The sequence below is a fragment of the Amycolatopsis bullii genome, assembly GCF_014654205.1.
Lineage (GTDB): Bacteria > Actinomycetota > Actinomycetes > Mycobacteriales > Pseudonocardiaceae > Amycolatopsis > Amycolatopsis plumensis.
The window spans coordinates 19,575-45,223 of the sequence record NZ_BNAW01000067.1; the positions used below are offsets into that span (position 1 = coordinate 19,575).

23 protein-coding genes and 1 pseudogene are annotated in these 25,649 nt (G+C 72.8%); 18 read left to right on the forward strand and 6 right to left on the reverse strand.

Annotated features, from left to right (window positions below; translation table 11 throughout):
- Positions 1-37: 37 nt before the first annotated feature.
- The 4 genes from IE317_RS40735 to IE317_RS40750 all read left to right on the forward strand — a co-directional run bounded on the left by IE317_RS40735 (position 38) and on the right by IE317_RS40750 (position 4,484).
- Positions 38-1,435, forward strand: coding sequence for an NYN domain-containing protein (locus IE317_RS40735; RefSeq protein WP_191316693.1), 1,398 nt, complete (start codon positions 38-40; stop codon positions 1,433-1,435).
- A gap of 66 nt (positions 1,436-1,501) precedes the next feature.
- Positions 1,502-1,759 (forward strand): hypothetical protein, encoded by a 258-nt coding sequence (locus tag IE317_RS40740; protein WP_191316694.1) that lies wholly within the window; start codon positions 1,502-1,504, stop codon positions 1,757-1,759.
- A gap of 440 nt (positions 1,760-2,199) precedes the next feature.
- Complete coding sequence (locus IE317_RS40745) at positions 2,200-3,255, forward strand: C40 family peptidase (RefSeq protein WP_191316695.1); 1,056 nt, start codon at positions 2,200-2,202, stop codon at positions 3,253-3,255.
- A 71-nt stretch (positions 3,256-3,326) separates the two neighbouring features.
- Positions 3,327-4,484, forward strand: coding sequence for a glycosyltransferase family 4 protein (locus IE317_RS40750; protein WP_191316696.1), 1,158 nt, complete (start codon positions 3,327-3,329; stop codon positions 4,482-4,484).
- Here IE317_RS40750 and IE317_RS40755 read toward each other — a convergent pair.
- Positions 4,481-5,095, reverse strand: a complete 615-nt coding sequence (locus tag IE317_RS40755) for a uridine kinase (RefSeq protein ID WP_191316697.1) — start codon at positions 5,093-5,095, stop codon at positions 4,481-4,483. The genes IE317_RS40750 and IE317_RS40755 overlap by 4 nt on opposite strands.
- A gap of 64 nt (positions 5,096-5,159) precedes the next feature.
- On the opposite strand from IE317_RS40755, the gene IE317_RS40760 reads away from it, so the two are divergent.
- The 10 genes from IE317_RS40760 to IE317_RS40805 all read left to right on the forward strand — a co-directional run bounded on the left by IE317_RS40760 (position 5,160) and on the right by IE317_RS40805 (position 17,319).
- A complete protein-coding gene (locus IE317_RS40760; RefSeq protein ID WP_191316698.1) occupies positions 5,160-5,573 on the forward strand; it encodes an SRPBCC family protein in 414 nt (137 codons plus the stop codon).
- 24 nt (positions 5,574-5,597) lie between these two features.
- Positions 5,598-6,809 carry a cytochrome P450 family protein gene (locus IE317_RS40765; protein ID WP_191316699.1) on the forward strand — a complete coding sequence of 404 codons (1,212 nt, stop codon included), beginning with the start codon at positions 5,598-5,600 and terminating at the stop codon, positions 6,807-6,809.
- 200 nt (positions 6,810-7,009) lie between these two features.
- Positions 7,010-8,290: an adenosylmethionine--8-amino-7-oxononanoate transaminase gene (locus IE317_RS40770; protein WP_191316700.1), complete on the forward strand. Its 1,281-nt coding sequence runs from the start codon at positions 7,010-7,012 to the stop codon at positions 8,288-8,290.
- Between the two features lie 207 nt (positions 8,291-8,497).
- A complete protein-coding gene (locus tag IE317_RS40775) occupies positions 8,498-10,729 on the forward strand; it encodes a bifunctional SulP family inorganic anion transporter/carbonic anhydrase (protein WP_191316701.1) in 2,232 nt (743 codons plus the stop codon).
- Positions 10,730-10,940: 211 nt separating this feature from the next.
- Positions 10,941-13,136, forward strand: coding sequence for a SulP family inorganic anion transporter (locus tag IE317_RS40780; RefSeq protein WP_191316702.1), 2,196 nt, complete (start codon positions 10,941-10,943; stop codon positions 13,134-13,136).
- 132 nt (positions 13,137-13,268) lie between these two features.
- The gene (gene bioD / locus IE317_RS40785; RefSeq protein WP_191316715.1) at positions 13,269-13,988 is read left to right on the forward strand and encodes a dethiobiotin synthase; all 720 of its coding nucleotides are present in this window, start codon (positions 13,269-13,271) and stop codon (positions 13,986-13,988) included.
- 78 nt (positions 13,989-14,066) lie between these two features.
- Positions 14,067-15,080 (forward strand): biotin synthase BioB, encoded by a 1,014-nt coding sequence (gene bioB, locus IE317_RS40790; RefSeq protein ID WP_191316703.1) that lies wholly within the window; start codon positions 14,067-14,069, stop codon positions 15,078-15,080.
- Complete coding sequence (gene bsaP, locus IE317_RS40795) at positions 15,067-15,273, forward strand: biotin synthase auxiliary protein BsaP (protein ID WP_191316704.1); 207 nt, start codon at positions 15,067-15,069, stop codon at positions 15,271-15,273. The genes bioB and bsaP overlap by 14 nt, the downstream gene beginning before the upstream one ends.
- Positions 15,274-15,634: 361 nt before the next feature.
- Positions 15,635-16,231 carry a DUF2567 domain-containing protein gene (locus IE317_RS40800; RefSeq protein WP_191316705.1) on the forward strand — a complete coding sequence of 199 codons (597 nt, stop codon included), beginning with the start codon at positions 15,635-15,637 and terminating at the stop codon, positions 16,229-16,231.
- A gap of 47 nt (positions 16,232-16,278) precedes the next feature.
- A complete protein-coding gene (locus tag IE317_RS40805; protein ID WP_191316706.1) occupies positions 16,279-17,319 on the forward strand; it encodes a M48 family metallopeptidase in 1,041 nt (346 codons plus the stop codon).
- 25 nt (positions 17,320-17,344) lie between these two features.
- Here IE317_RS40805 and IE317_RS40810 read toward each other — a convergent pair whose 3' ends face one another.
- Both IE317_RS40810 and IE317_RS40815 read right to left on the reverse strand, forming a co-directional pair.
- Positions 17,345-18,061: an LON peptidase substrate-binding domain-containing protein gene (locus IE317_RS40810; protein WP_191316707.1), complete on the reverse strand. Its 717-nt coding sequence runs from the start codon at positions 18,059-18,061 to the stop codon at positions 17,345-17,347.
- A gap of 40 nt (positions 18,062-18,101) precedes the next feature.
- A complete protein-coding gene (locus IE317_RS40815) occupies positions 18,102-18,734 on the reverse strand; it encodes an NUDIX hydrolase (RefSeq protein WP_191316708.1) in 633 nt (210 codons plus the stop codon).
- Between the two features lie 112 nt (positions 18,735-18,846).
- On the opposite strand from IE317_RS40815, the gene nadA reads away from it, so the two are divergent.
- The 4 genes from nadA (at position 18,847) to IE317_RS40835 (ending at position 23,612) form a co-directional block, all read left to right on the forward strand.
- Positions 18,847-19,857, forward strand: a complete 1,011-nt coding sequence (gene nadA / locus IE317_RS40820; protein WP_191316709.1) for a quinolinate synthase NadA — start codon at positions 18,847-18,849, stop codon at positions 19,855-19,857.
- The gene (locus IE317_RS40825; protein WP_191316710.1) at positions 19,854-21,497 is read left to right on the forward strand and encodes an L-aspartate oxidase; all 1,644 of its coding nucleotides are present in this window, start codon (positions 19,854-19,856) and stop codon (positions 21,495-21,497) included. Before nadA ends, IE317_RS40825 begins: the two co-directional genes overlap by 4 nt.
- Positions 21,494-22,387: a carboxylating nicotinate-nucleotide diphosphorylase gene (gene nadC, locus IE317_RS40830; protein WP_191316711.1), complete on the forward strand. Its 894-nt coding sequence runs from the start codon at positions 21,494-21,496 to the stop codon at positions 22,385-22,387. The genes IE317_RS40825 and nadC overlap by 4 nt, the downstream gene beginning before the upstream one ends.
- Positions 22,388-22,475: 88 nt before the next feature.
- Complete coding sequence (locus tag IE317_RS40835; RefSeq protein WP_191316716.1) at positions 22,476-23,612, forward strand: S8 family serine peptidase; 1,137 nt, start codon at positions 22,476-22,478, stop codon at positions 23,610-23,612.
- A gap of 86 nt (positions 23,613-23,698) precedes the next feature.
- On the opposite strand, the gene IE317_RS40840 is transcribed toward IE317_RS40835, so the two are convergent.
- The 3 genes and pseudogenes from IE317_RS40840 to IE317_RS40850 form a co-directional block, all read right to left on the reverse strand.
- Complete coding sequence (locus tag IE317_RS40840) at positions 23,699-24,052, reverse strand: hypothetical protein (RefSeq protein WP_191316712.1); 354 nt, start codon at positions 24,050-24,052, stop codon at positions 23,699-23,701.
- Positions 24,049-25,320 carry an alpha/beta hydrolase gene (locus IE317_RS40845; RefSeq protein WP_191316713.1) on the reverse strand — a complete coding sequence of 424 codons (1,272 nt, stop codon included), beginning with the start codon at positions 25,318-25,320 and terminating at the stop codon, positions 24,049-24,051. Before IE317_RS40845 ends, IE317_RS40840 begins: the two co-directional genes overlap by 4 nt.
- A 75-nt stretch (positions 25,321-25,395) precedes the next feature.
- A pseudogene (locus tag IE317_RS40850) lies at positions 25,396-25,575 on the reverse strand (WXG100 family type VII secretion target); the annotation flags it as partial.
- Positions 25,576-25,649 lie beyond the last annotated feature (74 nt).

Here is a 25,649-nt window from a genome sequence, read left to right on the forward strand (position 1 = left end):
CGGCGCGAGATGCGGAGGCGGGGCCTACCCTGGACCAATGCACCCGCAGCCGCTCGTGCCGGAGCCGCCGGAGGACCCCCAGGGTCCCTCGGGCGTCGCGTCGCGCCCCGAGCCGGCCGAGGAGCCCGCTGACCAGGCCGGACACCCTGAGCCCGCCACCTGGCCGGCGCTGCCCGAACCGGTGCGCGAACGCATCGCCGAGCTCGCCGCGGCCGCCGTCGCCAAGCTGTCCGCCACCGACGTGCCGCGCCAGCTGCGGCCGGTCGCCAAGTTCGCCCCGGCCAAGCGGGCCAAGCTCGGCGGCGCCGCCCTGCTCGCGGCCCTCGGTGACTCCTCCCAGTTCCGGACCGCGGTCATCGAGTGGCTGCGCGAGCACCGCACCGACGCCCTCGACCCCAACGCCACCGACTCCGTCGCCGCGGCGGCCGCCGCGGTCCTGCTCGGCGAGTCCGGGGCCGCGGGGCGCGTCCGGCTGGTCGCCCGGAACGCCGAGGAAAACGCCCTGCGCGCCGAACGCGACGCCGCGCTGGCCCGCAGCCAGCGGCTCGAAGCCGAGCTCGCGCAGGTCCGCGCCGAGCTCGCCGAAGCGAAACAAGCCGCCGAAAACGCCCGCGGCGAGCGCGAGGGCGAAGTCGAGAAGCTCCTGAAGCGCCTTCGCGAACAAGGCGTCCAGCTGCGCCAGGCCCGGGACGCGGCCGAAGCCGCGGCCGCCGACGCCGAACGCGGTTCCGCGGCGCACCACGACGAGATCGCCGCCCTCACCACCCAGCTCGAGCGCGAACGCCAGCGCGTCGCCGCCGAGCGGGCCCGCGCCGAGCGCGCGGTCGCCGACGCCGAGATCGCCCGCCAGTCCGCGCGCGAGGCCCGGCAGGCCGACGAGGTGCGGCTCGCCCTGCTCATCGACACCATCGACGGCGCCGTCACCGGCCTGCGCCGCGAACTCGCCCTCGGCGCGCGCGGCGCCCGCCCGGCGGACATGGTCCGCGGAGCCAGCTCCGGCACCGGCCAGGGCGGCAAGATCGCCGACGTGTCCGCACTGGACCGCTACCTCGCGCTGCCCAACGTGCACCTGATCGTCGACGGCTACAACGTCACCAAGACCGGCTACCCGGAACTCGCCCTCGCCGACCAGCGCGACCGGCTGATCCACCAGCTGTCCGCGCTGGCCGCGCGCACCTCCGCCGAGGTCACCGTCGTGTTCGACGGCGCCGGCGTGCTCTCCGTGCCCGCCTCGGTGCCCCGCGGCGTGCGGGTGCTGTTCTCCGACCGCGGGGTGCTGGCCGACGACGTCATCCGCAACCTCGTCGCGGCCGAGCCGGCGGGGCGGCCCATGGTCGTCGCGACGTCCGACCGGGCGGTCGCGGACTCCGTGCGGGGCCGCGGCGCCCATCCGACGCCGTCATCGGTGCTGGTCAGCCGCCTTTCGCGGGTCTGAGCCACCGAAACTGTCGGTGGTGGCGCCTACCGTCGTCCTCAGTCAGCACCGACGTGAGGAGGACACATGACCGGCACCCCCGAGCTGTCCGAAGTGGACGTCTCGCACATCGCCGTTTCGGACATCGAGAACCTGGTGGTCGATTGCGACCGCTGCGCCGTGCGCGGCATCTCGTGCCACGACTGCGTGATGAGCGTGCTGCTCGGCGCGCCACCCGCCGTGGTGTGGGACGCCGACGAGCGGCGCGCCGTCGACGCGCTGGCCGAAGCCGGGATGGTGCCCCGGCTGCGGCTGGTCGAAGAACCGATCCGGCGCACCGCCTGATTTCGACCGTTTCGTGGCGGCGCGCCGAATGGTCGATTGAATCGGTGAACGGTCGGTAGTCGAAAGCGCGCCGGTGAAACCCCAGCGTGTAACGCCCATCACATGTTTTCTCCCTCCCTGGTCCGATGGTGTTCCGGCGCGTCACGCAGCGTTTTTGGCCGACGGATGGTGGACGTGGTGGCGCTCTTTTCGTAACCTGGCCGAGATCTCGTGGCCCTCGGCCGTCTGCGGAGGCGGCGACGCGAGATCGCCGCCGGACGCAGCTTTGTCGGGAAGCTGGGAACCGGAACCACCACCGCGTGCTTCACCTGTTGCGGCTCGTGCATGTCAAAACGCACGGCCCGGGCGCGTGGTGGCGGGACAGCGGCGAAGAGGAACCCCCGGCCTCTTCGTGCCCCGGTCCCGTCGGCGGCCGAGACGCAAAGGAGACCCGCGCGACCGTGCAGTCGCATTCCCTCAGGCGCGTGGTTTCAGGTGCCCTCGCCGCGGCCTCGGTGATCACCCTCGTCACCGTGGCGCAGCCGACGGCCACCGCCGCCCCCGTCCCCGTTCTCCAGACCCCGCCCACCGGCTCCGACGCGCTCGCCCAGTACCGCGACCTCGCCGCCCAGGCCGAGAAGCTCAACGAAGACCTGCTTTCGGCCCAGGACGACCTCAAGAAGAAGCAGGGCGAGCTCGACAAGGCCACCGCCGACGTCAACGCGGCGAAGCAGCAGGCCGTCACGGCGTCCGAGAGCCAGAAGAAGTACCAGACCGAGGTCGACAAGTTCGCCGGTGCGTCGTTCACCAGCGGTGTCCAGCTGAACAAGCTGTCGGCGCTGCTGGCCGGCACGTCCACCCAGGACTTCCTCGACCGCTCCTCGGCCCTGGAAGTCATCGCGACCGGCAAGAACGCCGCGATGGGCAACCTCACCGGCGCCGTCCAGCAGGCCACCGACGCGGCCGCCAAGGCCAGCGACGCCGCGAAGCGCGCGCAGGACGCGCGGGACGCCGCGGCCAAGCTGACCGAGGACATCAAGGCCAAGCAGAAGACGCTGAACGACCAGATCAAGCAGCTCGAAACGGCCAACAAGAACCTGAGCCAGGCGGACAAGAACGCCCAGAAGGACCGCGGCGGGACACCGCCCGCCAACATCCAGGCCCCCACGGCGGCCGCGCAGGCGGCCGTGGAAGCCGCGATGAGCAAGCTCGGCAGCGCCTACGTCTACGGCGCCACCGGGCCGAACACCTTCGACTGCTCAGGCCTGACGTCGTGGGCCTACAAGCAGGCCGGCATCATCCTGCCGCGGACCAGCCGCGAGCAGTCCACCTTCGGCGCCGCGGTCCCGCGGGACCAGCTCCAGCCGGGCGACCTCGTGTTCTTCTACTCGCCCGTTTCGCACGTCGGCATGTACATCGGCGACGGCAAGATGGTCCACGCGCCCGACACCGGTGACGTCGTGAAGATCTCGCCGCTGCAGAGCCAGTACTCGGGAGCGCGCCGCCCGACGGCGTAACCCCCGAAGCAGCACCCGGAGGGGCGGTACCGCACACGCGGTACCGCCCCTTCGCCGTTAGCCTCTGGGACGTGCTCAAGACCCTGCTCGTGACCAACGACTTCCCGCCGCGGCCCGGGGGGATCCAGAACTACCTGAACTCCCTCGCCACCCGGCTGCCGTCGGACGACCTGGTCGTCTACGCGCCGTCGTGGGAGTCGCGGACGGGGTCGCACGAGGAGTTCGACGCGGAGGCGCCGTTCGAGGTCGTCCGGCACCCGACGTCGCTGATGCTGCCGACGCCGGACGTGCTCCGCCGGGCGAAGCAGATCATGCGGGCGCGGGACTGCGAAGCCGTCTGGTTCGGGGCTGCGGCGCCGCTCGCGCTGCTGGGGCACCCGCTGCGCCGGGCCGGGGCGCGCCGCGTCGTGGCCTCGACGCACGGCCACGAGGTCGGCTGGTCCATGCTCCCGGCGTCGCGGCAGGCGCTGCGGCGCATCGGCGACACCGCCGACGTCGTCACCTACGTCAGCCGGTACACCCGCGCCCGCTTCGCCGCGGCGTTCGGCGCGATGGCCGGGCTGGAACTGCTGCCGTCCGGCGTCGACACCGAGGTGTACCGGCCGGATCCGGCCGGGCGCGCGGAGATCCGGGCCCGGCACGGCCTCGGCGACCGGCCGACCGTGGTCTGCGTGTCGCGGCTGGTCCCGCGCAAGGGCCAGGACCAGCTGATCCGCGCGCTGCCGTCGATCCGCGAACAGGTCCCGGACGCGGCGCTGCTGATCGTCGGCGGCGGCCCGTACCGCAAGAAGCTCACGGAACTGGTTACCGGGCTGGGCCTGGAGCGCGACGTCGTGCTCACCGGGTCGGTGCCGTGGGCCGAGCTGCCCGCGCACTACGCCGCGGGCGACGTCTTCGCGATGCCCGCGCGCACCCGGGGCAAGGGCCTCGACGTCGAAGGGCTCGGCATCGTCTACCTGGAGGCCTCGGCGACCGGGCTGCCGGTCGTGGCCGGCAACTCGGGCGGGGCGCCCGAGGCGGTGCTCGACGAGGTCACCGGGCACGTCGTGGACGGCCGGGACGTCGTCCAGCTGAGCGAGACCCTGGCCAGCCTGCTGGCCGATCCGGTGCGTGCGCAGCGGATGGGCCGGGCCGGCCGGGAGTGGGTGACGGCGAACTGGCGCTGGGACGTCATGGCGGGCCGGCTGTCCGGTCTGCTGGACGGTGATCCGGTGGCCGTCGTCCGTTAAGGCGTGTAGAGCGCCGGGTGCCGGGGATCGTCGACGCGCACGACGACGTCGGCGAGCGAACTCGGATCCACTTCTTCCTCGTAGCGTTCGTAGGCCGGAATCGCCCAGGCCTCCGGCACGCGGCGGCGCAGCGCGGCGGGGGACAGCCACAGGTGCACGGCCAGGTCGACGGCCAGCCCGGCGCCGAGCAGCAGTTCGCCGTCGAGGAGCACGACTCCGCCTTCGGGCAGCGGCACCCGCTCGGCGCGGGTCGCCCGGTCACGCTCGGCGTCCCACAGCGACGGCAGGACCTCTCCGGACCCCTTCAGCGGCTCCAGGACTTCGCGGCGGAGGGCGCCGAGGTCGAGCCAGTCGGTGTAGCGGGCGTCGGGGTTCGTGCGGCCGTGTTCGAAACGCAGGGACGCGGGGCGCAGGAAGTCGCTCGCCGACACGCGCAGGGTCGCGCGGCCGCGCAGGCGCAGGGGATCGACGAGGGCGTCCGCCAGTTGCGCGGTTTCGGTCGCGCCCGCCGCGCCGTCGACGGCCACCGCGATCCGCGGCCCGGTGAGCGCGTCGATGCGATCGGTCAGTTCTTCGGCCAGGACGGCGGGGGAGATCGGGCGGTAGCGCACGGGATCCCATCCTGCACCCGGGCCGGTCGCCGGTTTTGTCGTACCCCGGTGCGAGGATGAAGACATGACTTCTTCAGTGGGGAAGACGGCCGAGGTCGGGTGGAACATCGGCGTCTCGCGCACCTTGCCGTACCCGGCCGAGGCGGTGTGGGACTTCCTGGTCAGCCGGGAGGGCGTCGCGATCTGGCTCGGCCCCGGCGTCGAGCTGCCCCGGGAACCGGGCGCGGAGTACGAAACGGCGAACGGCACGGTCGGCGAGATCCGCAGCTTCGCCGACGGCGACCGCGTGCGGCTCACCTGGCGGCCGAGCGACTGGGACCACGACTCGACCGTGCAGGTGCGGCTGAGCGGGTCGGGAGCGAAGACGACGCTGCGGTTCCACCAGGAATGGCTTGCGGACGCGGAAGAGCGCGAGGAACAGCGGGCATACTGGCAGGACGTGACCGAGCGCGTCGTGGCGGCCTTGGCCGAGCGCTGACGCGGTGAGTTCTGGGGGTCTGGCATGACGACCGGCGAAATCGTCGAGGTGGCGGAGGACTTCGCGCAGGACGCGCACCTGTTCGCGGAGATGCTGCGCGGGGGCGGCCCGGTGCGCCGCGTGCGGCTGCCACCGCGCGGGCTGCCGGCCTACGTGGTCACCGGGTTCGCCGAGGCGCGGGCGCTGCTGTCGGATCCGCGGCTGCGGAAGAACAGCCAGGGCATCCGCGAGGTGTTCGAAGCGAAGCTGCCGCCGGAAGCGCTGCAGAACGGACTGGGACAGGACCTGAGCTGGCACATGCTCAACTCGGACCCGCCGGACCACACCCGGCTGCGGAAGCTGGTGAACAAGGCGTTCACCGCGCGGACGGTGGCCCGGCTGCGGCCGCGGGTCGAGGAGATCACCGCGGAGCTGCTGGACGCGCTGGCCGGGCAGGAGCGGGCCGACCTGGTGGCCTCGTTCGCCGCGCCCCTGCCGATCACGGTGATCTGCGAGCTGCTCGGGGTGCGCGAGGAGGACCGCACGGAGTTCTCCGGCTGGTCCAAGACACTGCTGAGCGCGGCGGTGCACCCGGAGCAGATCCAGGCCGCGGCGGCGAGCATGTTCGCCTACCTGACCGACCTGATCGCCCAGAAACGCGCCGAGCCGGCCGAGGACCTGCTGTCGGACCTGGTGCACGCGAGCGACGACGGGGATTCGCTGTCCGAGCCCGAGCTGGTGTCGATGGCGTTCCTGCTGCTGGTGGCGGGCCACGAGACAACGGTCAACCTGATCGCCAACGGCGTGCTGGCGCTGCTGCGCGAGCCGGAGCAGCTGGCCCGCCTGCGCGCGGAGCCGGAGCTGCTGCCGGGCGCGGTCGAGGAGTTCCTGCGCTTCGACGGCCCGATCCACCTGGCGACGCTGCGGTTCACCGCGGAGCCGGTGGAGGTGGCCGGCGTGACCATTCCGGCGGGCGAGTTCGTCCTGGTCTCGCTGCTGGGCGCGAACCGCGACGCGGAGCGGTACCCGGAGCCGGACAAGCTCGACATCACCCGCGCGGCCGGCGGGCACCTGGCGTTCGGCCACGGGATCCACTATTGCGTGGGAGCGCCGCTGGCCCGGCTGGAGGCGGAGATCGCGATCGGGGGCCTGCTGGAGCGGTTCCCGGACCTCGCGCTGGACGCCAAGCCGGATGAGCTGGTGTACCGGACGAGCTCGCTGGTCCACGGCTTGGAAGTGCTGCCGGTCCGTCTCTGAGCCGCACCGCGGTCGTGAGTGGCAAAGCGGGCTAGAACCCTCCTTACCACTCACGACCGGCTGCGGAGGGTTGTGGAGCCGGCCCGCGCGAGCCGCCTGCCTCCGCGGCTCGGGCCGGGCGAGGCCGTGTCGTAGGCTCCGCCTTGCTCCCCGCCACCACCCTCGACGGAGGCGCTTCGGGCCACTGTTTTAATGCGAGGATGGACTCCGCCGACCTGCTCGCCCTCGACGCCCAGCACGTCTGGCACCCGTACGCGCCCATGCCCGCGAAGGTGCCGTCCCTGCTGGTCACCGAAGCGAGCGGCGTCCGGCTGAGGCTGGCCGACGGGCGCGAGCTCGTCGACGGGATGTCCTCGTGGTGGTCGGCCGTCCACGGGTACCGGCACCCCGTGCTCGACGCCGCCCTCGCCGCCCAGGCCGGGCGGATGAGCCACGTCATGTTCGGCGGGCTCACCCACGAACCCGCCATCACCCTCGCCAAGACCCTCGCCGACCTCAGCCCCGACGGCCTCGAGCACGTCTTCCTCTGCGACTCCGGCTCCGTCTCCGTCGAAGTCGCCGTCAAGATGTGCCTGCAGTACCAGCGTTCCCGCGGGCGCACCGGCAAGCACAAGCTGCTCACCTGGCGCGGCGGCTACCACGGCGACACCGTCACCCCGATGAGCGTCTGCGACCCCGAAGGCGGCATGCACTCGCTCTGGCGCGGGGTCCTGCCCGAACAGATCTTCGTGCCCGCGCCGCCGTCCGGTTTCGACACCCCGCCCGATCAGTCCTATGTGGATACTCTGGCCGCGGAAATCGAGCGGCACCAAGGCGAACTCGCCGCCGTGATCGTCGAGCCCGTGGTGCAGGGCGCCGGCGGAATGCGGTTCCACCACCCCGCCTATCTGCGCGCCCTCCGCGAAATCACCGAAGCGCACGACGTGCTGCTGATCTTCGACGAGATCGCGACCGGCTTCGGCCGCACCGGCGCCCTGTTCGCGGCCGAACACGCCGGGGTCACGCCCGACGTCATGTGCGTCGGCAAGGCGCTCACCGGTGGCTACCTGAGCATGGCCGCCGCCCTGTGCACCCCGGAAGTCGCCGACGGCATCGCGCGCGGCGAACTGCCCGTCCTCGCGCACGGCCCGACCTTCATGGGCAACCCCCTCGCATCGGCCGTCGCCAACGCCTCCCTCGGCCTCCTCGCCGACGGCCGCTGGCGCAGCGACGTCACCCGGATCGAGAAGGCAATGCTCGACGGGCTGGCCGCGGCGCGCGACCTGCCCGCCGTCACCGACGTGCGGGTGCTGGGCGGGATCGGCGTGCTGCAGCTCGACCACCCCGTCGACATGGCCGTCGCCACCGAAGTCGTCACCGCGCACGGTGCTTGGCTGCGGCCGTTCCGGGACCTCGTCTACGCCATGCCGCCGTACGTTTCGACTGACGACGACCTCGCCGTGATCACCCGCGCGATGCTCGCGGTCGCCGAAAAGGCCTGAATTCAGCACATCGGGTGTGACCACCGGCACACCGAGACCCGAAGGTCCCTCACCGTCGCCCTGCGTGGCAGAGCATGATCGAAACCACGCGAACGGTCGAGGCGGTAAGTGTGAAAGGCCGGGAAACCAGGTCCGTCCTGTGCCCGCGGGAACGCGAGAAATGCTTGCGTAGCGGACATTTCGCCCGGTTTCGGCGATCCTGCCCCCATGATCGAGATCGTTCGTGGCGAACACGACACCGGACCCCCGAAGCCCGCCCCGCACCTGGAGAACCTCAAGCACGACTTCCTCGCGTCGATCGTCGTCTTCCTCGTCGCCGTCCCCCTGTCCCTCGGCGTGGCCTTCGCCGCCGGGGCGCCGCTGCTGTCCGGCCTGATCTCCGCCGTCGTCGGCGGGCTGGTCGCGAGCCTCCTCGGCGGATCGCCTCTGCAGGTCAGCGGCCCCTCCGCCGCCCTCACCGTGGTGCTGGCCGACACGATCGCCACCCACGGCTGGCCCGTCACCTGCGCGATCACCGTCGCCGCGGGCCTGTTCCAGATCCTCTTCGGCCTCACCCGGGCCGCCCGCGCGGCGCTCGCCGTCTCGCCGGCCATCGTGCACGGCCTGCTCGCCGGCATCGGCGTGACCCTGGTGCTCGGGCAGCTGCACGTCGTCCTCGGCGGCTCGGCGCAGGGTTCCGCGCTCGCCAACGTCCTGGCGCTGCCGGGGCAGGTGGCCGCGCACCACGACCAGGCCGTGCTGATCGGCGTCGTCACCCTCGGCGTCCTGCTGGCCTGGCCGCGGCTGCCGAAAGCCGTCCGCCGGGTGCCCGCGCCGCTCGCCGCCGTCGCCCTGGCCACCGGCCTGTCCGTCGCGACCGGCATGAGCCTGCCGCGCGTCGACCTCCCCGCCGGGCTGCCGGCCCTGCACATCGTCCCGCGGCTGCCGGACGGCGGCTGGGGGAGCTTCGCCGTCGCCGCGGTCACCATCGCGCTCATCGCCGGCCTGGAGAGCCTGCTGTCGGCGGTCTCGGTGGACAAGCTCCGTGGCGGCCCGCGCACCGACCTCGACCGCGAACTCGTCGGGCAGGGCGCGGCGAACGTCGCCGCCGGCGCGCTCGGCGGGTTCCCCGTCACCGGCGTCATCGTGCGCAGCATGACCAACTACGAGGCCGGCGCGCGCACCCGCGCGTCGTCGATCCTGCACTGCGCCTGGATCCTCGCCGCCTGTCTGCTGCTCACCGGCGTGCTGCGGCTGATCCCGCTGGCCGCGCTGGCCGCGTTACTGGTGTACGTCGGCACGAAGCTGGTGAACCTCCACCGGCTCAAGGAGGTCCGCCGGCACGGCGACCTGCCGGTGTACGTCGTCACGCTGGCCGGCGCGGTGGCCGTCAACCTGCTCACCGGGGTGGCGGCGGGGATCCTGCTGGCGCTCGCGCTGATGCTGCGGCGGATGATCTTCTCCGGCATCCACGTCGAGCAGGACGGCGACCGCCACCGCGTCGTCATCGAAGGCGCGCTGACGTTCCTGTCCGTGCCGCGGCTGACCCGCGTGCTCGCCGACGTGCCGCCGCACGCCGAGGTCACCCTCGAGCTGCTCGTCGACTACCTCGACCACGCCGCGTTCGACTGCCTGCGCGGCTGGCAGCAGGCGCACGCGGGGCCGGTCACCGTCGACGAGATCGGGCACCCGTGGTTCGAACGCGGCCGCTCGGGTGAGCCGACCGTGCGCCGCAGCGTCGCCGCGCGCGTGGTGCCGCGGTGGCTCGCGCCGTGGTCGCAGTGGCAGGCCGAGCACGTCGTGCTGCCCGCCCAGCGCACCGCCAGCTCGCTGCTGTGCCGCGGTGCTTCGGAGTTCCAGCGCCGCACGGCGCCGTTGCTGCGCGAGACGTGGGACGGGCTGGCGCACGGCCAGCAGCCGCACACGCTGTTCATCACCTGCGGCGACGCGCGGATCGTGCCGAACCTGATCACCACCAGCGGGCCGGGCGACCTGTTCACCGTGCGGAACATCGGCAACCTCGTGCCGCCCGCCGACGGCACCGACTCGTCGGTCGGGGCGGCGATCGAGTACGCCGTCGGCGTGCTGGAAGTCGCCGAAATCGTGGTGTGCGGGCATTCCGGCTGCGGCGCGATGAAGGCGCTGCTCGGCCGGGCTCCGGACGGGTTCGACCAGCTCGGCAGCTGGCTGCGGCACGGCGAAGCGACGCTCCGGCGCCGCAGCCGCGAGGCACCGCTGCTGGTCGGCGGCGAGCGGCCGGCCGCCGAGGCCGACCAGCTCGCGCTGCAGAACGTCGTGCAGCAGCTGGAAACCCTGCGCGGCTACCCGGTGGTCGCCGCCGCACTGGACCGCGGCGCGCTGCGGCTCACCGGGATGTACTTCGACGTCGGTGCCGCGCAAGTGTCCCTTTTGGACGATGCGGCACGCGGGTTCGTCCCCGCGGGGGCGCTGGAGCACTGATCCCGGCGAGCGCCCCAAGGCCACCCGTGGGGCGCTCGCGGGCCGGGTGAAAACCCTTGTATAGCCCCGAGTTTATCTATCGCTTGATCGAAAAGCGCCTGTTTCCAGCGTGTTAACGGCATGTCCGATTTATGACAAAAGGGTGAAATATCGCCAGTTCTTCACTCGAACGGGTGGAACATAGCGGACATTTCACTCGATTTCCGGTTGCATGGCGATCATGAGACCCCTCGCCGTGCTCCGCCACGACCTGCCGGCCTCACTGGTCGTCTTCCTCGTAGCAGTCCCCCTGTCCCTCGGCATCGCCCTCGCTTCGGGCGCCCCGGTCGCCGCCGGGCTGGTCGCCGCCGTCGTCGGCGGCATCGTCGCCGGCGCGCTCGGCGGCTCCGCGCTCCAGGTGAGCGGGCCCGCCGCCGGCCTGACCGTGGTGATGGCCGAAACCATCCAGACGTTCGGGTGGGCGGTCACCTGCGCGATCACCGTCGCCGCCGGCGCGTGCCAGATCCTGCTGGGGCTGAGCCGCATCGCGCGGGCCGCGCTGGCCATCTCGCCGGCGATCGTGCACGGTATGCTGGCCGGTATCGGCGTCACGATCGTGCTCGGCCAGCTGCACGTCATCCTCGGCGGCAAGGCCCAGAGCTCGGCCGTGGAGAACGTCGCCGAGCTGCCCGCCCAGATCGTCGCCCACCACGACTCGGCCACCATCGTCGGCCTGCTCACCATCGGCCTGCTGCTGATCTGGCCGAAGCTGCCGTCCGTCGTCCGCAAGGTGCCGGGGCCGCTCGCCGCGATCGCGGTGGCGACCGTGGTGTCGGTCGCCTTCGGGATGACGCTCCCGCGCGTCGAACTGCCCGGCGACCTGCTGAACATCCACCTCGTCCCGCAGCTGCCGGACGGCTGGGGCGGGTTCGCCCTCGCCGTCGTCACGATCGCGCTGATCGCCAGCGTGGAGAGCCTGCTTTCGGCGGTCGCCGTCGACCGCATGCACACCGGGCCGCGCGCCAACCTCGACCGCGAGCTGGTCGGCCAGGGCACCGCCAACATGGTCTCCGGCGCGCTGGGCGGCCTGCCCGTCACCGGCGTCATCGTCCGCAGCTCCACCAACGTTGCCGCCGGGGCGAAGTCCCGGGCGTCGGCGGTGCTGCACGGCGTCTGGGTGCTGCTGTTCGTCGTCCTGCTCGCCGGGCTGATCGAGAGCATCCCGCTGGCCGCGCTGGCCGGGCTGCTGGTGCACGTCGGCGCGAAGCTGGTCAACCCCGGGCACATGAAAACCGTGCTGGCGCACGGGGATCTGCCGGTGTACCTGCTCACCCTCGGCGGGGTCGTCGTCTTCGACCTGCTGACCGGCGTGCTCGCGGGCATCGGGCTGGCGGTGGTGCTGATGCTGCGGCGCACGGTCTGGTCGGGCATTCACATCGAAAGGGAAAGCACAGGGCGCGAGGGTGAAGACTGGCGCGTCGTCGTCGAAGGCGTCCTGACGTTCCTGTCGGTGCCGCGGCTGTCGAAGGTGCTCGGGAGCATCCCGGGTGGGGTGACGGTGCGGCTGGAGCTGGTCGTGGACTACCTGGACCACGCCGCGTTCGAGAGCCTGCACACCTGGCAGACGGCGCACGAACGGGCGGGCGGCACGGTGGAGGTCGACGAGGTCGGCCACCCGTGGTTCGGCGAGGGCAAGGCGGGCCGCCCGACCCGGTCCCGGATCGCCGCGCGCCGGGCGGTGCCGCGCTGGCTCGCGCCGTGGTCGGAGTGGCAGGCGGCGGAGGGGGTCGACATCCCGGCCCAGCAGACCCGCCGCGGCGCCACGGAGTTCCACCGCCGGGCCGCGCCGCTGCTGCGCGACACGCTGTCGGGCCTGGCCGACGGCCAGCGCCCCCGCACGCTGTTCATCACCTGCGGCGACTCGCGGATCGTGCCGAACCTGATCACCACCAGCGGGCCGGGTGACCTGTTCACCATCCGCAACATCGGCAACCTGGTCCCGCCGGGGCAGGCCGACACGTCGATGAACGCGTCGATCGAGTACGCGGTGGGCGTCCTCGGGGTGGCGGAGATCGTCGTCTGCGGCCATTCCTCCTGCGGCGCGATGGCGGCGCTGGCGGACGGCCCGCCTCCGGGGCCGTTGTCGGCCTGGCTGCGCCACGCGGAGCCGAGCGCGCACCGGCTGGGCTCGGCCACGCTGGACGGCGCCGTCCCGGATCGGGAGGGCGACCGGCTGGCGCTGCACAACGTGCTCCAGCAGCTGGAGCACCTGCGCGAGTACCCGGCGGTGGCGGCGGCGGAGTCGGCCGGGAAGCTCCAGCTGACGGCGATGTACTTCCACGTCGGCAACGCGCAGGTGTACCTGTTCGACGCGGCCGAGCGGACCTTCCGCCCGGCCGGGGCGCCGGTGGTGGTGCCGGGCGCCTGACCCGCCGGCCGGCTCGTGAGTGGTGAGGCGGGTTGGAACCCGCTTTGCCACTCACGACCGGCTGCGGCAGGTGTTGACCACGGCCCGCGTGCGCACCCGGGCAGGGAGTCACTATGTTGATGGCCCGTGACCATGCTGGTGATGACGGGGACCGGGACCGGGGTCGGCAAGACGATCACCACGGCGGCGATCGCGGCCCTCGCGGCGGCCGGAGGGCAGCGGGTGGCCGTGCTGAAGCCGGCCCAGACCGGGGTGCGGCCCGACGAGCCCGGCGACCTCCAGGACGTCGTCCGCCTCGCGGGGCCGGACGTCACCACGCGCGAGCTGCGCCGCTACCCCGATCCGCTCTCCCCGGAAGCCGCCGCCCGGCGCAGCGGCCTGCCCACGCTCGATCCCGGCGAGATCGCCCAGGCCGCGTCCGACCTCGACACCGCGCACGACCTCACCCTCATCGAGGGCGCCGGCGGGCTGCTCGTGCGCTTCGACAGCGCCGGGGCGAGCCTCGCCGACGTCGCCTGGTCGCTCGGCTCGCTCGTGATCATCGTGGCCGAGGCCGGTCTCGGCACGCTCAACGCCACCGCGCTCACCGCCGAGGTCGCCGGCAAGCGCGGGCTGACCGTCGCCGGCGTGATCATCGGTGCCTGGCCGGCCGAGCCGGACCTCGCGGCACTGTCCAACCTCGAAGACCTCCCGGTCGCGGCCGGTGCGCCCCTGCTCGGCGTGCTGCCCGCCGGCCTCGGCCAGGCCTCCCGCGAGGACTTCCTGGCCGCCGCGCGCGCCGGGCTCTCGCCGTGGTTCGGCGGCGAATTCGACCCGGAGCTGTTCGCCGGGTGCGCTTCCGCCGGGAAGTGACCTGCATCGCTGTCCCCTCGACGCCGCTTCGTGCACGATGAGGGGCGTTTGCCGCACCACCTCGATCAAGGAGCGCCCGTGACCGCAGTCCCGGACACCGACGTCCTCGCCTTCGCGCGCGAGAGCGTCCTAGAAAACGGCGTCGGCCTGGGTGAGCAGCAGGTCCTCGACGTGCTGCGGCTGCCCGACGAGCGGCTGCCCGACCTGCTCGCCCTGGCGCACGAGGTGCGGATGCGCTGGTGCGGGCCCGAGGTCGAGGTCGAGGGCATCATCAGCCTCAAGACCGGCGGCTGCCCCGAGGACTGCCACTTCTGCTCCCAGTCCGGCCGCTTCCCGACGCCGGTGCGCTCGGCGTGGCTCGACATCCCGAACCTGGTCAAGGCCGCCCGGCAGACCGCCGAAACCGGCGCGACGGAGTTCTGCATCGTCGCCGCCGTCCGCGGTCCGGACAAGCGGCTGCTCTCGCAGGTCCGCGAGGGCGTTCGCGCCATCCGCGAGGACGGGAACGACATCCAGATCGCCTGCTCGCTGGGCATGCTGACGCAGGAGCAGGTCGACGAGCTCGTCGACATGGGCGTCCACCGCTACAACCACAACCTCGAGACGGCGCGCTCGCACTTCCCGTCGGTGGTCACGACGCACACGTGGGAAGAGCGCTGGGACACCCTGCGCATGGTCGCCGACGCGGGCATGGAGGTCTGCTGCGGCGGCATCATCGGCATGGGCGAGACGGTCGAGCAGCGCGCGGAGTTCGCCGTGCAGCTGGCGTCGCTGAACCCGGACGAAGTGCCGATGAACTTCCTCATCCCGCAGCCGGGCACGCCGTACGAGCACTACGAGATCGTGGAGGGCCGCGACGCGCTGCGGACGGTCGCGGCGTTCCGGCTCGCGATGCCGCGCACGATGCTGCGCTTCGCCGGCGGGCGCGAGCTGACGCTCGGCGACCTCGGCGCGGAGCAGGGCATGCTCGGCGGGATCAACGCGATCATCGTCGGCAACTACCTGACCAACCTGGGGCGGCCGGCTTCGGCGGACCTGGAGATGCTGGACGAGCTCAAGATGCCCATCAAGGCGCTCAGTGACAGCCTCTGACGCACCGGGGTTCTGTGTCCACTGTGGACAGTCGTCGCCGGGTGGGGTGGACCACCCGGCGTGCCACAACCCGCGGACGGCGCTGGAGCCGCCGCGGTACTGCACGTTCTGCGCGCGCCGGTTGGTGGTCCAGGTGAGCCCGCTCGGCTGGACGGCCCGGTGCAGCCGGCACGGGGAGACGGCGAGCGGCTGACGGGTAACGAACCAGGTCGTTCATTGCGGCGGCGCGGTACGCGGGAACGAACCGGATCGTTCATTGGAGCGGCACTGCCTCGGCCGTAACGAACCAGATCGTTCATTGAGTCGGCGAGAGGCGCGGATTAACTAACCAGATCGTTCATTGCGCACCCGGCCCGGCGGCGGCGCGAGCGCGGGCCATCGCCGCGGCGAGGAGTGCTGCAGGAACGAACCGGATCGTTCATTGGGCCGATGCGGCCCGGGCATAACGAACCAGATCGTTCATAAGGCGCGGCCGGCGACACGGGCCAGCGGCTCACGGCGCCCACGCACCGACCGGTTACGCTCGGTGGGCACAACCGCAGGAGGGAGTCCGGGTGAGTGAGTCGTCGGGGCCCGCGCACCGGCCGTCGGCCGTGGTCGGCCCGTGGTCGGTGCCCGTGTTGTTCCGGGAACGGCGGCCGCGCGTCGTCGTGAAAGCCGACCTGCTGCCCGCCGTCAGCGTGCTGGGCGTCCTCACCCTGCTGAGCTTCCCGCTCGCCTTCGCCTGGTCGCGGCTCGCGCCGCCGGAGCGGGTCCGCATCGTCGACGCCGACGGTACCCAGGGCGCCCTGGAGCTGGAGAGCTGGCACCGCTTCGACGACCTGGCCGTCTTCGGGTTCCTCCTGCTCGGCCTGGGGATCGTCGTCGGCGTCGTCGTCTGGCTGCTGCGCGAACGGCGCGGGCCGGTGGTGTTCCTCGCCGCGGTGGCCGGCGTCGCGCTCGCCGGTGCCCTCGCCAAGCTGCTCGGCCCCACCTGGGCGAACATGCACTACGCCATCACCACCCCGCCCGCGCTGGGCACGGTGATCGAACTGGCGCCCCGCCTGGAGTCGTGGTGGGTGGTGCTGACCGGCCCGCTCGGCGTGTCGATCGCCTACAGCCTGCTGGCCACCTGGAACGGGCGCGACGACCTGGGCCGCCGCCTCGGCTGACCGATTTGCCCTAGGCTGGTGACCTCGACTACAGGGGGGATCCAGCAGTGACCGAGGACATCGAGGTTTCGCGGCACAACGCCGTCCGCTTTCCCGGTATCAGCCCGCGCGCGTACGAGCACCCGGTGGACCGCGGCGCGCTCGCCACGCTGCGCGCGGTGCCGGGCTTCGCCCAGGTCGTCAAGACGGTTTCGGGGTTCTACAACGAACGCGGCGAGCGGCTGATGGCGCTGGCGTCGTCGATCCGCGTCGGGCCGAAGCAGTACCCGGAGCTCGAACGGCTGCGCCACGAATGCGCCGAGACGCTCGACCTGCCCGCGGTGCCGAACCTGTTCGTCTTCCAGGACCCGCGGATCCGGGCGGAGACGGTCGGCATGGACGAGCCGTTCATCCGCGTCAGCACCGGGCTCGTCGAGCTGATGAACCAGGAGTCGCTGCGGTTCGTGCTCGGGCACGAGATGGGGCACGTGCTGTCCGGCCACGCGGTCTACCGCACGATCATGGTGCGCCTGATCGGCCTGCAGCTGGCGATGTCGTGGACGCCGGTCAGCGCGCTCGGCATCCGCGCGATCATCGCGGCGCTGCGCGAGTGGTTCCGCAAGGCCGAGCTGTCGTGCGACCGGGCGGGCCTGCTGTGCAGCCAGGACCCGACGGCGGCGTTGCGTGCCCAGATCCAGGTGGCGGGCGGCATCGACCCGGCCCGCATCGACGTCCCGTCGTTCCTGCAGCAGGCCGCCGAGTACGAGTCGGTCGAGGACATCCGCGACAGCTTCCTCAAGCTCAAGTCGGTCGAGACGGAGTCGCACCCGTTCGCGGTGGTCCGCGCGGCGCAGCTGCAGAAGTGGGCGGCCTCGGAGAACTACCGCGCCATCCTGGCCGGCGACTACGCGCGCCGGGATTCCGACACCCCGACGGCGGACTGGAAGGACGACCTGAAGTCGGCGGCCCAGTCGTACAAGGAGTCGTGGAACTCGTCGGCGGACCCGCTGACAAAGGTGTTCAGCGACGTCGGTGAAGCGGTTTCGGGCGCGGCGGGCAAGGTGTGGAACAAGTTCGGCAACGGGAACGGCGGCGGTTCGGAGTCCTGATCCTCTTTGCTGCCAAGGGCCAGGGTCAGTTCAAGCTGGCCGGGCGGCTGAGGTCGGTCAGCTCGCCCGGCGGCAGGGGCACCGCGCCCAGCGTGTTCAGAAAGCCCGTCTCGCGCGTCAGCAGGCGGCAGGCGATGCGGAGCCGTCGCAACGGGTGGCGTTCCTCCAGCAGCCGCTGGCGGTCCTCCAGGGGCAGCAGGCAGTCCGCCGCCAGTGTGTAGGCCAGCTCGGCGATCGTCGTGTCCGGGTCGGGGGCGTTCCAGTCGTCGCTGTGCCAGGCCGTTTCGCAGTACCTCTGGTGGGCCGCGCGGGCGACCGTGGCCAGGCGCTCGGCCATGCCGCCTGCCGGGGCGACCGGGTCGTCGTCGACCCACTCCACCGAGGCGATCAGGTACGGCGCCGACACGCAGTCGAGGTCGCGCAGGCGGAAGCGGCGCCGGGCCTCCGTCACCACGTCGAAGCGGCCGTCGGGCAGGCGTTTGGCCTCGCGCAGGACCGTGCTGCAGCCGATCTCGTACAACTGGTCCAGACCACGAACCTCGCGGGTCAGCGACGAGCGCAGCGCGACCACGCCGAACTCGCGGTCCGGCACCGTGCCGCTCACCAGGTCCGCCGTCAGCTGCCGGTAGCGCGGTTCGAAGATGTGCAGCGGGAGCTTGGTGCCGGGCAGCAGCACGGTCTGGAGCGGGAACAACGGCAGGATCGTCGTCGTCGCGTCGCTTTCCGGTTCCGGCTCGGTCACGCGTCCACCGTAAGGGCAGAACGCCGCCGCCGCAGGATGGTCACCGGTTGGGTGGTTTGAACACCGCAAAGGGGTCGGTGATCTGCATGCCCTTGCCGGCGAAGGAGAACAGGGCCGCCGGCCGGCCGCCCGAGCGGCCCGGCGGTGCCGTGTGGCCGGTGGGCACCAGCAGCCCGCGCCGGGACAGCACCCGCTGCAGGTTGGTCGCCGAGACGCGGTAGCCCAGCGCCGCCGAATACAGGCCGCGCAGCGCGGAAATCGTGAACTCGTCGGGGGCCAGTGCGAAGCCGAGGTTGGTGTACGACAGTTTCGACCGCAGCCGGTCGCGGGCGCGCAGCACGATCGCCTCGTGGTCGAACGCCGTCCTCGGCAGCGAGGCGACGTCGTGCCACTCGGTGTCCTCGGGCACCTCGGGGTCGACGTCCGACGGGACGAGCCCGAGGAACGCCGTCGCGACCACGCGCGGCCCCGGCACCCGGTGCGGGTCGCTGAACACCGCCAGCTGCTCGACGTGCTTGAGCTGCCGGACGTCCACCTTCTCGGCGAGCTGGCGCCGGATCGACGTCTCGACGTCCTCGTCGGGCCGCAGCCGGCCGCCCGGCAGCGACCAGCGGCCCAGGTGCGGGTCGAGGGCCCGGCGCCACAGCAGCACCCGCAGTGTGTCCGAGCGCACTTGAAGGACCGCGCCCAAAACCTCGTGGGCCAGGGGTGCCTGGGTGTTAAGATGACTTCGCACGGTTTTCGATTATAAGGCGAAAACCGGAGACAGGTCCAGGAGGGCCAGCATGACTTCGACGCTCGATCAAGACCTCACCCCCTACGGCGGGGTCGAGGCGAACGCGGCCTGGGCCGAGGAGGTGCGGCGCCTGGCGAAGCAGCGCGACGCGGTCCTGCTCGCGCACAACTACCAGGTGCCGGAGATCCAGGACATCGCCGACCACACCGGCGACTCCCTCGCGCTCAGCCGCATCGCGGCGAGCAGCGACGCCTCCACCATCGTCTTCTGCGGCGTGCACTTCATGGCCGAGACCGCGAAGATCCTCGCGCCGGAGAAGACGGTGCTGATCCCGGACGCGCGGGCCGGCTGCTCGCTGGCTGACTCCATCACCGGCGCCGAGCTGCGCGCCTGGAAGGCCGAGCACCCGGGCGCGGTGGTCGTCTCCTACGTCAACACCACGGCCGAGGTCAAGGCCGAAACCGACATCTGCTGCACGTCGTCGAACGCGGTCGACGTCGTCGCCTCCATCCCGGCCGACCAGGAGGTTCTCTTCCTGCCGGACCAGTTCCTCGGCGCACACGTCAAGCGCGTCACCGGCCGGGACAACGTCCACGTCTGGGCGGGCGAGTGCCACGTCCACGCGGGCATCAACGGCGCCGAGCTGGCCGAGCGCGCGGCCGCCGACCCGGACGCCGACCTGTTCATCCACCCCGAGTGCGGCTGCGCGACGTCGGCGCTCTACCTGGCCGGCGAGGGTGCCGTGGCGCCGGACCGGGTCAAGATCCTCTCCACCGGCGACATGGTCCACGAGGCCCGCGACACGAAGGCCAAGACCGTGCTGGTGGCCACCGAGATCGGCATGATCCACCAGCTGCGCAAGGCCGCGCCGGGCATCGACTTCCGCGCGGTGAACGACCGCGCGTCCTGCCGGTACATGAAGATGATCACGCCCGCCGCGCTGCTGCGCTGCCTGCGTGACGGCCTCGACGAAGTTCATGTCGACGTCGAGACGGCCGCCAAGGCCCGCGCCTCGGTGCAGCGGATGATCGAGATCGGGCAGCCCGGCGGCGGCGAATGACCACGCCGGTTAATGACCCACGGGCGAAAACCCCGGTCTGGGAAGCTCGTGCCGACCTGGTCGTGATCGGCAGCGGGGTGGCGGGGCTGACGGCGGCGCTGCGCGCGCAGGCGCTCGGGCTGCACGTCCTGGTGGTCACCAAGGCCGCCGTCGCGGACGGCAACACGCGCTGGGCCCAGGGCGGCGTCGCCGTCGTCCTGGCCGACCAGCACGACCTCGGCGACTCGGTCGCCAAGCACGCGGAGGACACGCTCACCGCGGGCGCCGGCCTCTGCGACGAGCCGGCGGTGCGCTCGATCATCGACGGCGGCCCGGCCGCGGTCGCCCGGCTGCGTGCGGACGGCGCGAAGTTCGACGTCGCGGCCTCCGGGCTGCTCGCGCTGGGCCGCGAGGGCGGGCACAGCGCGTTCCGCGTGATCCACGCGGGCGGCGACGCGACCGGCGCCGAGGTCGAACGCGCCCTGGTCGCGCAGGCCGGGCAGGCGGGGGTGCCGGTGCTGGAGCACCACATCGCCGTCGACGCGCTGCTCACCCCCGGCGGGCGGGTCGCCGGCGTCACGGTGCTCGACCGCCACGGCGTGCCCGGCGCCGTCCGCGCCTCGGCCGTGCTGGTGGCCAGCGGCGGGATCGGGCAGCTCTACCAGGCGACGTCGAACCCGGAGATCGCCACCGGCGACGGGCTCGCGCTCGCGCTGCGGGCCGGGGCGACCGTGGCGGACATCGAATTCGTGCAGTTCCACCCGACCGTGCTCTACACGCCGGGCGCGCGCGGCCGCTGCCCGCTGGTCACCGAGGCGGTGCGCGGCGAGGGCGCCACCCTGGTCGACGGCGCCGGCCTGCCGGTGATGCGGGGCGTGCACCCGCTCGGCGACCTCGCGCCGCGTGACGTCGTCTCGGCGGCGATCACCCGGCGGATGGCGACCGCGCCCGGCGGCATCGACGACCACGTCTTCCTCGACGCGACCGGCGTCGAGGGGTTCGCGCAGCGCTTCCCGACGGTGTTCGCCGCCTGCGCGGCGCTGGGCCTCGACCCCGCCGTGGACCCGATCCCGGTCACCCCCGCGGCGCACTTCTCGTGCGGTGGCGTGGTGACCACTGTGGACGGACGCTCCTCGGTGGCCGGCCTCTACGCGGCCGGCGAGGTCGCGCGCACCGGGCTGCACGGCGCGAACCGGCTGGCGTCCAACAGCTTGCTCGAAGGACTGGTCGTCGGGCAGCGCGTGGCCGAAGCGGTCGCGGCGGACCTCGCGGCCGGGCTGCTGGCCGACCCGGCCCGCGGGCGGCTGCCGTCGCGGACCACCGCGCCGGCGGCCGAGCGCGACTCCCTGCAGCGGGTGATGAGCCGGTACGCGGCCATCGGCCGGGACGCCGACGGGCTGGCGGCCGCCGGTTCGGTGCTCGATCTGTCGCTTTCAGACACTCCGTTGTGGACGCACGCGGGCGTCGAGGACGCGGCGCTGACCGTGGTGGCACAGGCGCTGCTCGCCGCGGCCGTCCGGCGCACCGAGTCGCGGGGCTGCCACGTGCGCACCGACTTCCCGGCCCGCGACGACGGCTGGCGGCGCAGCCAGCTCATCCGGCTCAGCCCGTCCGGCCAGCCCGTGCTGGCCGACCCGATCGCACTGGAAGGCGTGGCATGACGTTCCCGATCTCCGACTCCGTCCGCCGCCTGATCGCCGCTCACGCGCTCGACGTCGACGACGTCGAGCGCGTGGTGTCCACGGCGCTGGGCGAGGACCTGCGGTACGGGCCGGACGCGACGACGGCGTCGACGGTGCCGGCCGACGCGGCCGCGGTCGCCGAGCTCACCCCGCGCGTGGACGGGGTGGTCGCCGGGCTGCCGGTGGCGCTCGCGGTGTTCGACCTGGTCCTGGGCGACGGGTACGAGGTGCTGGCCCGGCGCGAGGACGGCGACCGGCTGGTCGCAGGGGAGCCGGCGCTGGTGCTGGCCGGCCCGGTGCGCGGCCTGCTCACCGCCGAGCGCACGGCGCTGAACCTGCTGTGCCACCTCTCCGGCGTGGCCACCGCGACCGCCGCCTGGGTGTCCGAAGTGGACGGCACCGGATGTGCGATCCGGGACTCCCGCAAGACGTTGCCGGGGCTGCGGCTGCTGCAGAAGTACGCCGTCCGCTGCGGCGGCGGGGTCAACCACCGGCTCGGCCTCGGCGACGCGGTGCTGATCAAGGACAACCACGTCGTCGCCGCGGGTTCGGTGACGGCGGCGCTGGCCGCGGCCCGGGCGCACGCGCCGGAACTGGCCTGCGAGGTCGAGGTGGACACGCTTGCGCAGCTGGAGGAGGCCCTGGCCGCCGGGGCGGACGAGGTGCTGCTGGACAACTTCACGCCGGAGGAGTGCCGCCGCGCGGTGGCGCGCCGCGACGAAGTTTCGCCGAAGACGCGGCTGGAATCCTCTGGTGGACTCACCCTCGACCGTGGTAAGGCCTACGCACTGTCCGGAGTGGACTACCTGTCGGTGGGCGGGCTGACCCACTCCTCACCGGCGTTGGATCTGGGCATGGACCTTCGCTGAGACGGCGTTCCGGGCTAGACTGGCGGTGGCGGACTTCCTTGTCCGCCACCGTCTTTCGGCTTCGGGGGTGCGGGTGCGGATACCGGCGGTGCTCGCGGTCTCGGGCCTGGTGGCGGCCTTCGGCGTCTTCGGTGCACCGGCCGCTTCGGCGCAGGGGTGCGCGAACCCGTCCGGCACGTACACCGGCGAGGTCCCGTGGGGGCAGCGCCAGGTCGACCCGGCGCGGCTGTGGCCGCTGACGCGGGGCAGCGGCCAGCTGGTGGCCGTGATCGGCACCGGCGTCGACGCGCAGAACACGCAGTTCGCCCCCGGCCAGCTCGACTCGGGCGCCGGTACCGAGCGCACGGACTGCGACGGCCGCGGCACGATCGCGGCCGGGATCGTCGGCGCCCAGCCGGATCCGTCGACGACCTTCACCGGCGTCGCGCCCGGCGTGCGGCTGCTGCCGATCCGGTACACCACCGGCGACGGCGGCGACCCGGGCGAGCTGGCCGCGGCGATCGACCGGGCGGTGGACCGGCGCGCGGGCGTCATCCTGGTCGCCGTGCCCGCGGCGGCCGACAGCCCGGCTCTGTCGGGGGCGGTTTCGCGGGCGCGCTCGCGAGGAGCGGTGGTCGTCTCGGCGGCGTCGGCGACCCAGCAGGGCGCGCGGACGTACCCGACGGCGACGTCCGGTGTCCTGGCCGTCGGATCGGTGAACCCCGCGGGCGCGCCGGTGCAGACGGAGGCGGGCGACCACGTCGGCATCGCGGCGCCGGGCGCGGAGCTGGTGAGCACGTCGGCGGGGGCGGGCGGCGCGGTGGCGCACCGCTGGCCGCTGACCGACCCGGGCCTCGCGGCGGCGTACGTAGCCGGGGTCGCGGCGCTGGTGCGGGCCTACCACCCGGAACTGTCCGGCGACCAGGTCGTCACGCGCTTGACGTTGACGGCCCACCGCCCGCCGTCCGGCGGCCACGACCCGCGGCTCGGCTGGGGAGTCCTGGACGCCTACGCGGCGGTGTCGTCGACCCTGCCTGCCGAGGTCGCCCCGCCGGGCGCGGTTTCGCCCGCGGCCTCGGCCCCGGCGGTGGTCCCGGCCGCGGCTGCTGCCGCACGTCCGCGGGACATCGCCGCGGGCACGATCGCCGTGGCCGGAGTGGCGCTGGCCGCGGCCGCCGGGGTGGCGGTGGCCGCGGTCCGGCGTGCTCGGCGCCGAGGCTGGCGTCCCACCCGCTTCACCCCGTAGCCCGGGTTGTGATTGGCGGGGCATCACGTGTGATCAGAGGGGCATCACGTGTGATTGGCGGGGCATCACGTGTGATCAGAGGGGCATCAGGCGGGGACGGGGCGGGTCGAGCCGATGATCGTCACCGCTCCGGCGACGTGGATCGTGAAGTCCGCGCCGGCGCGGGTGAAGCGGGTGATCTGCTCGCGGGGGGTGCTGCGGTCGTGGGACTCCCAGCCGTCGCGGTGCAACGCCGGGAGGAGCGACGCCAGGCGGGTTTCCGGGGCGGCCGGGTGGTCGACGCGGACGCCGTACTGCCAGCACAGCAGGTTTCCCGGGTGGATCGGGTCGCAGTCCAGCTCGCCCGAGACCGTCGGGTCCGCCGGGCCGCCGAAGGCCGCCGCGACGTCGTCGATCACCGTGGTCAGCTCGCCGGCCAGGCGGGTCAGTTCCGGGGTCACCGCGCCAGGCTCCCATCGGAAGTGAGGACGCGGTAGATGTTCGTCCACGAATCGGAACCCGGCTTCAGCACGTCGTTGTGCGACGACACGCCCCACAGCGGCGAGCCGTCGGCCTCGGCGCCGGTGCCCAGCTCGGTGACGCCGGGGAAGACGTCCGGGTCCGCGCCGTGGCCGATGCCGGTCCACTCCAGGCCCCACGCGTTGCCCTGGGCGAGGACGATCGGGTCGAGCGGCGCCGTCATCGAGAACCGCTGGACCCCCGCCTGGCTCGGCGGCAGGTCGGACGGCGACCACACGCCGTGGCCCATGCCGGCCGACTCGACGTGCAGGACGCGGTCGACGTCGAGGCCGTGTGCCTCCGCGAGCCCGACCGTCGCCCCGCCGTAGCTGTGCCCGATCGCGGTCAGCGTGACGCCGGAACCCGCGTGGCTCGCGATCTCGCCGCGCAGGTCGTCGGCGAAGTGCTTGAGGTCCGGGGCCATCGCCTGCGCGTACGCCGCGTCCGGCCCCTGCGCCACGGGGCCCTGCGGGAACACCCCGTCGGCCCAGACGACGACCGCCGTGCGCCCGGCCGGGTCCGCGGCCACCAGGCTGCGTCCGAGACCGGCGTAGGCGTCGAAGTTGGCCAGCTGTGTGTTGACGCCGGGCACGAACAGCCCGACGTTCCGCGTCCCCGGCTCGATGTGCCCGACGAGCTCGGCGATCCGGCCGTTGCCGGCGGGATCGAACCGGAGGATCTGCCGGTCGTGCGCGAGGATGTCCTCGTACAGCTTGATCCTGGCCCGCGAGCGGGCGATCTCGTCGGCATTGATCGTCGTCGCCAGCCGCAACCGCTCGGCGGTCAAGGCATCGGCGACCTTGACGCGGTTGTCCGCGATCGCGTGCGCCCACGAGCCGGTGTCGGCCGCGCCGCCGATCCCGGCCGCGTTTCCCGCGCGCGGCAACGGATCCTCGGGCAGGAGCGCCCGGTACATCGCGGCGACCTGCGCGTCGGCGCGCCGGTAGCCGGCCGCACAGGCGGTGAGTCCACTTTGGATGGTCCGTAGCCGGGACACGCTCGACTCGAGTTTCGCGCCCAGCTCCGTCATGGTCTTCTCGAACGTCTTGGCCGCGGCGGCGGACTCGCTCACCCGGCCGAACGCCGTGGCGGGCAGCTTCTCGGCCGCCACCGCCGACTGCACCTCGGCCAGTGCCCCGGCCCGGGAACCGGACTCGCCCGCCTCCGCGTCGAGGCGGGCCGGGGCCACGCGATATCCAGCCGCCGTCACGGCCGCCTCCCGTTCCGCCGCAGGGGTCGTGAGTGGGAAACAGGGTCAGAACACTGTTTCTCACTCACGACGGGGTCAGTACGCTTCCGGGTCTTCGCCGATGACCGGTGGTGCGACCGGCGCCGACTGGCCCCAGACGTTCTCGGTCTCCACCAGCCAGGCCGGGATCCGCCGCCCGGACCCCATGTCCCCGCCGCCGCCCATGCCCATCGGCATCATGGGCATCATCGGCATCGCGCCCTTGGCCGCCGACGCCGCTTCCCTGGATGCAGGACGCTCCCCTACCCATCCACACCACTAGACAAGAGCCACGAAGACTCAAGCCGATG

Bases quoted from the DNA above. Each gene is read 5' to 3' on its own strand.
- IE317_RS40825 (WP_191316710.1), top strand. From the start codon at position 19,854: ATGACCACGCCGGTTAATGACCCACGGGCGAAAACCCCGGTCTGGGAA.
- IE317_RS40740 (WP_191316694.1), top strand. From the start codon at position 1,502: ATGACCGGCACCCCCGAGCTGTCCGAAGTGGACGTCTCGCACATCGCC.
- nadA (WP_191316709.1), top strand. From the start codon at position 18,847: ATGACTTCGACGCTCGATCAAGACCTCACCCCCTACGGCGGGGTCGAG.
- nadC (WP_191316711.1), top strand. From the start codon at position 21,494: ATGACGTTCCCGATCTCCGACTCCGTCCGCCGCCTGATCGCCGCTCAC.
- IE317_RS40765 (WP_191316699.1), top strand. From the start codon at position 5,598: ATGACGACCGGCGAAATCGTCGAGGTGGCGGAGGACTTCGCGCAGGAC.
- bioD (WP_191316715.1), top strand. From the start codon at position 13,269: ATGCTGGTGATGACGGGGACCGGGACCGGGGTCGGCAAGACGATCACC.
- IE317_RS40770 (WP_191316700.1), top strand. From the start codon at position 7,010: ATGGACTCCGCCGACCTGCTCGCCCTCGACGCCCAGCACGTCTGGCAC.
- IE317_RS40760 (WP_191316698.1), top strand. From the start codon at position 5,160: ATGACTTCTTCAGTGGGGAAGACGGCCGAGGTCGGGTGGAACATCGGC.
- IE317_RS40780 (WP_191316702.1), top strand. From the start codon at position 10,941: ATGGCGATCATGAGACCCCTCGCCGTGCTCCGCCACGACCTGCCGGCC.
- IE317_RS40735 (WP_191316693.1), top strand. From the start codon at position 38: ATGCACCCGCAGCCGCTCGTGCCGGAGCCGCCGGAGGACCCCCAGGGT.
- IE317_RS40775 (WP_191316701.1), top strand. From the start codon at position 8,498: ATGATCGAGATCGTTCGTGGCGAACACGACACCGGACCCCCGAAGCCC.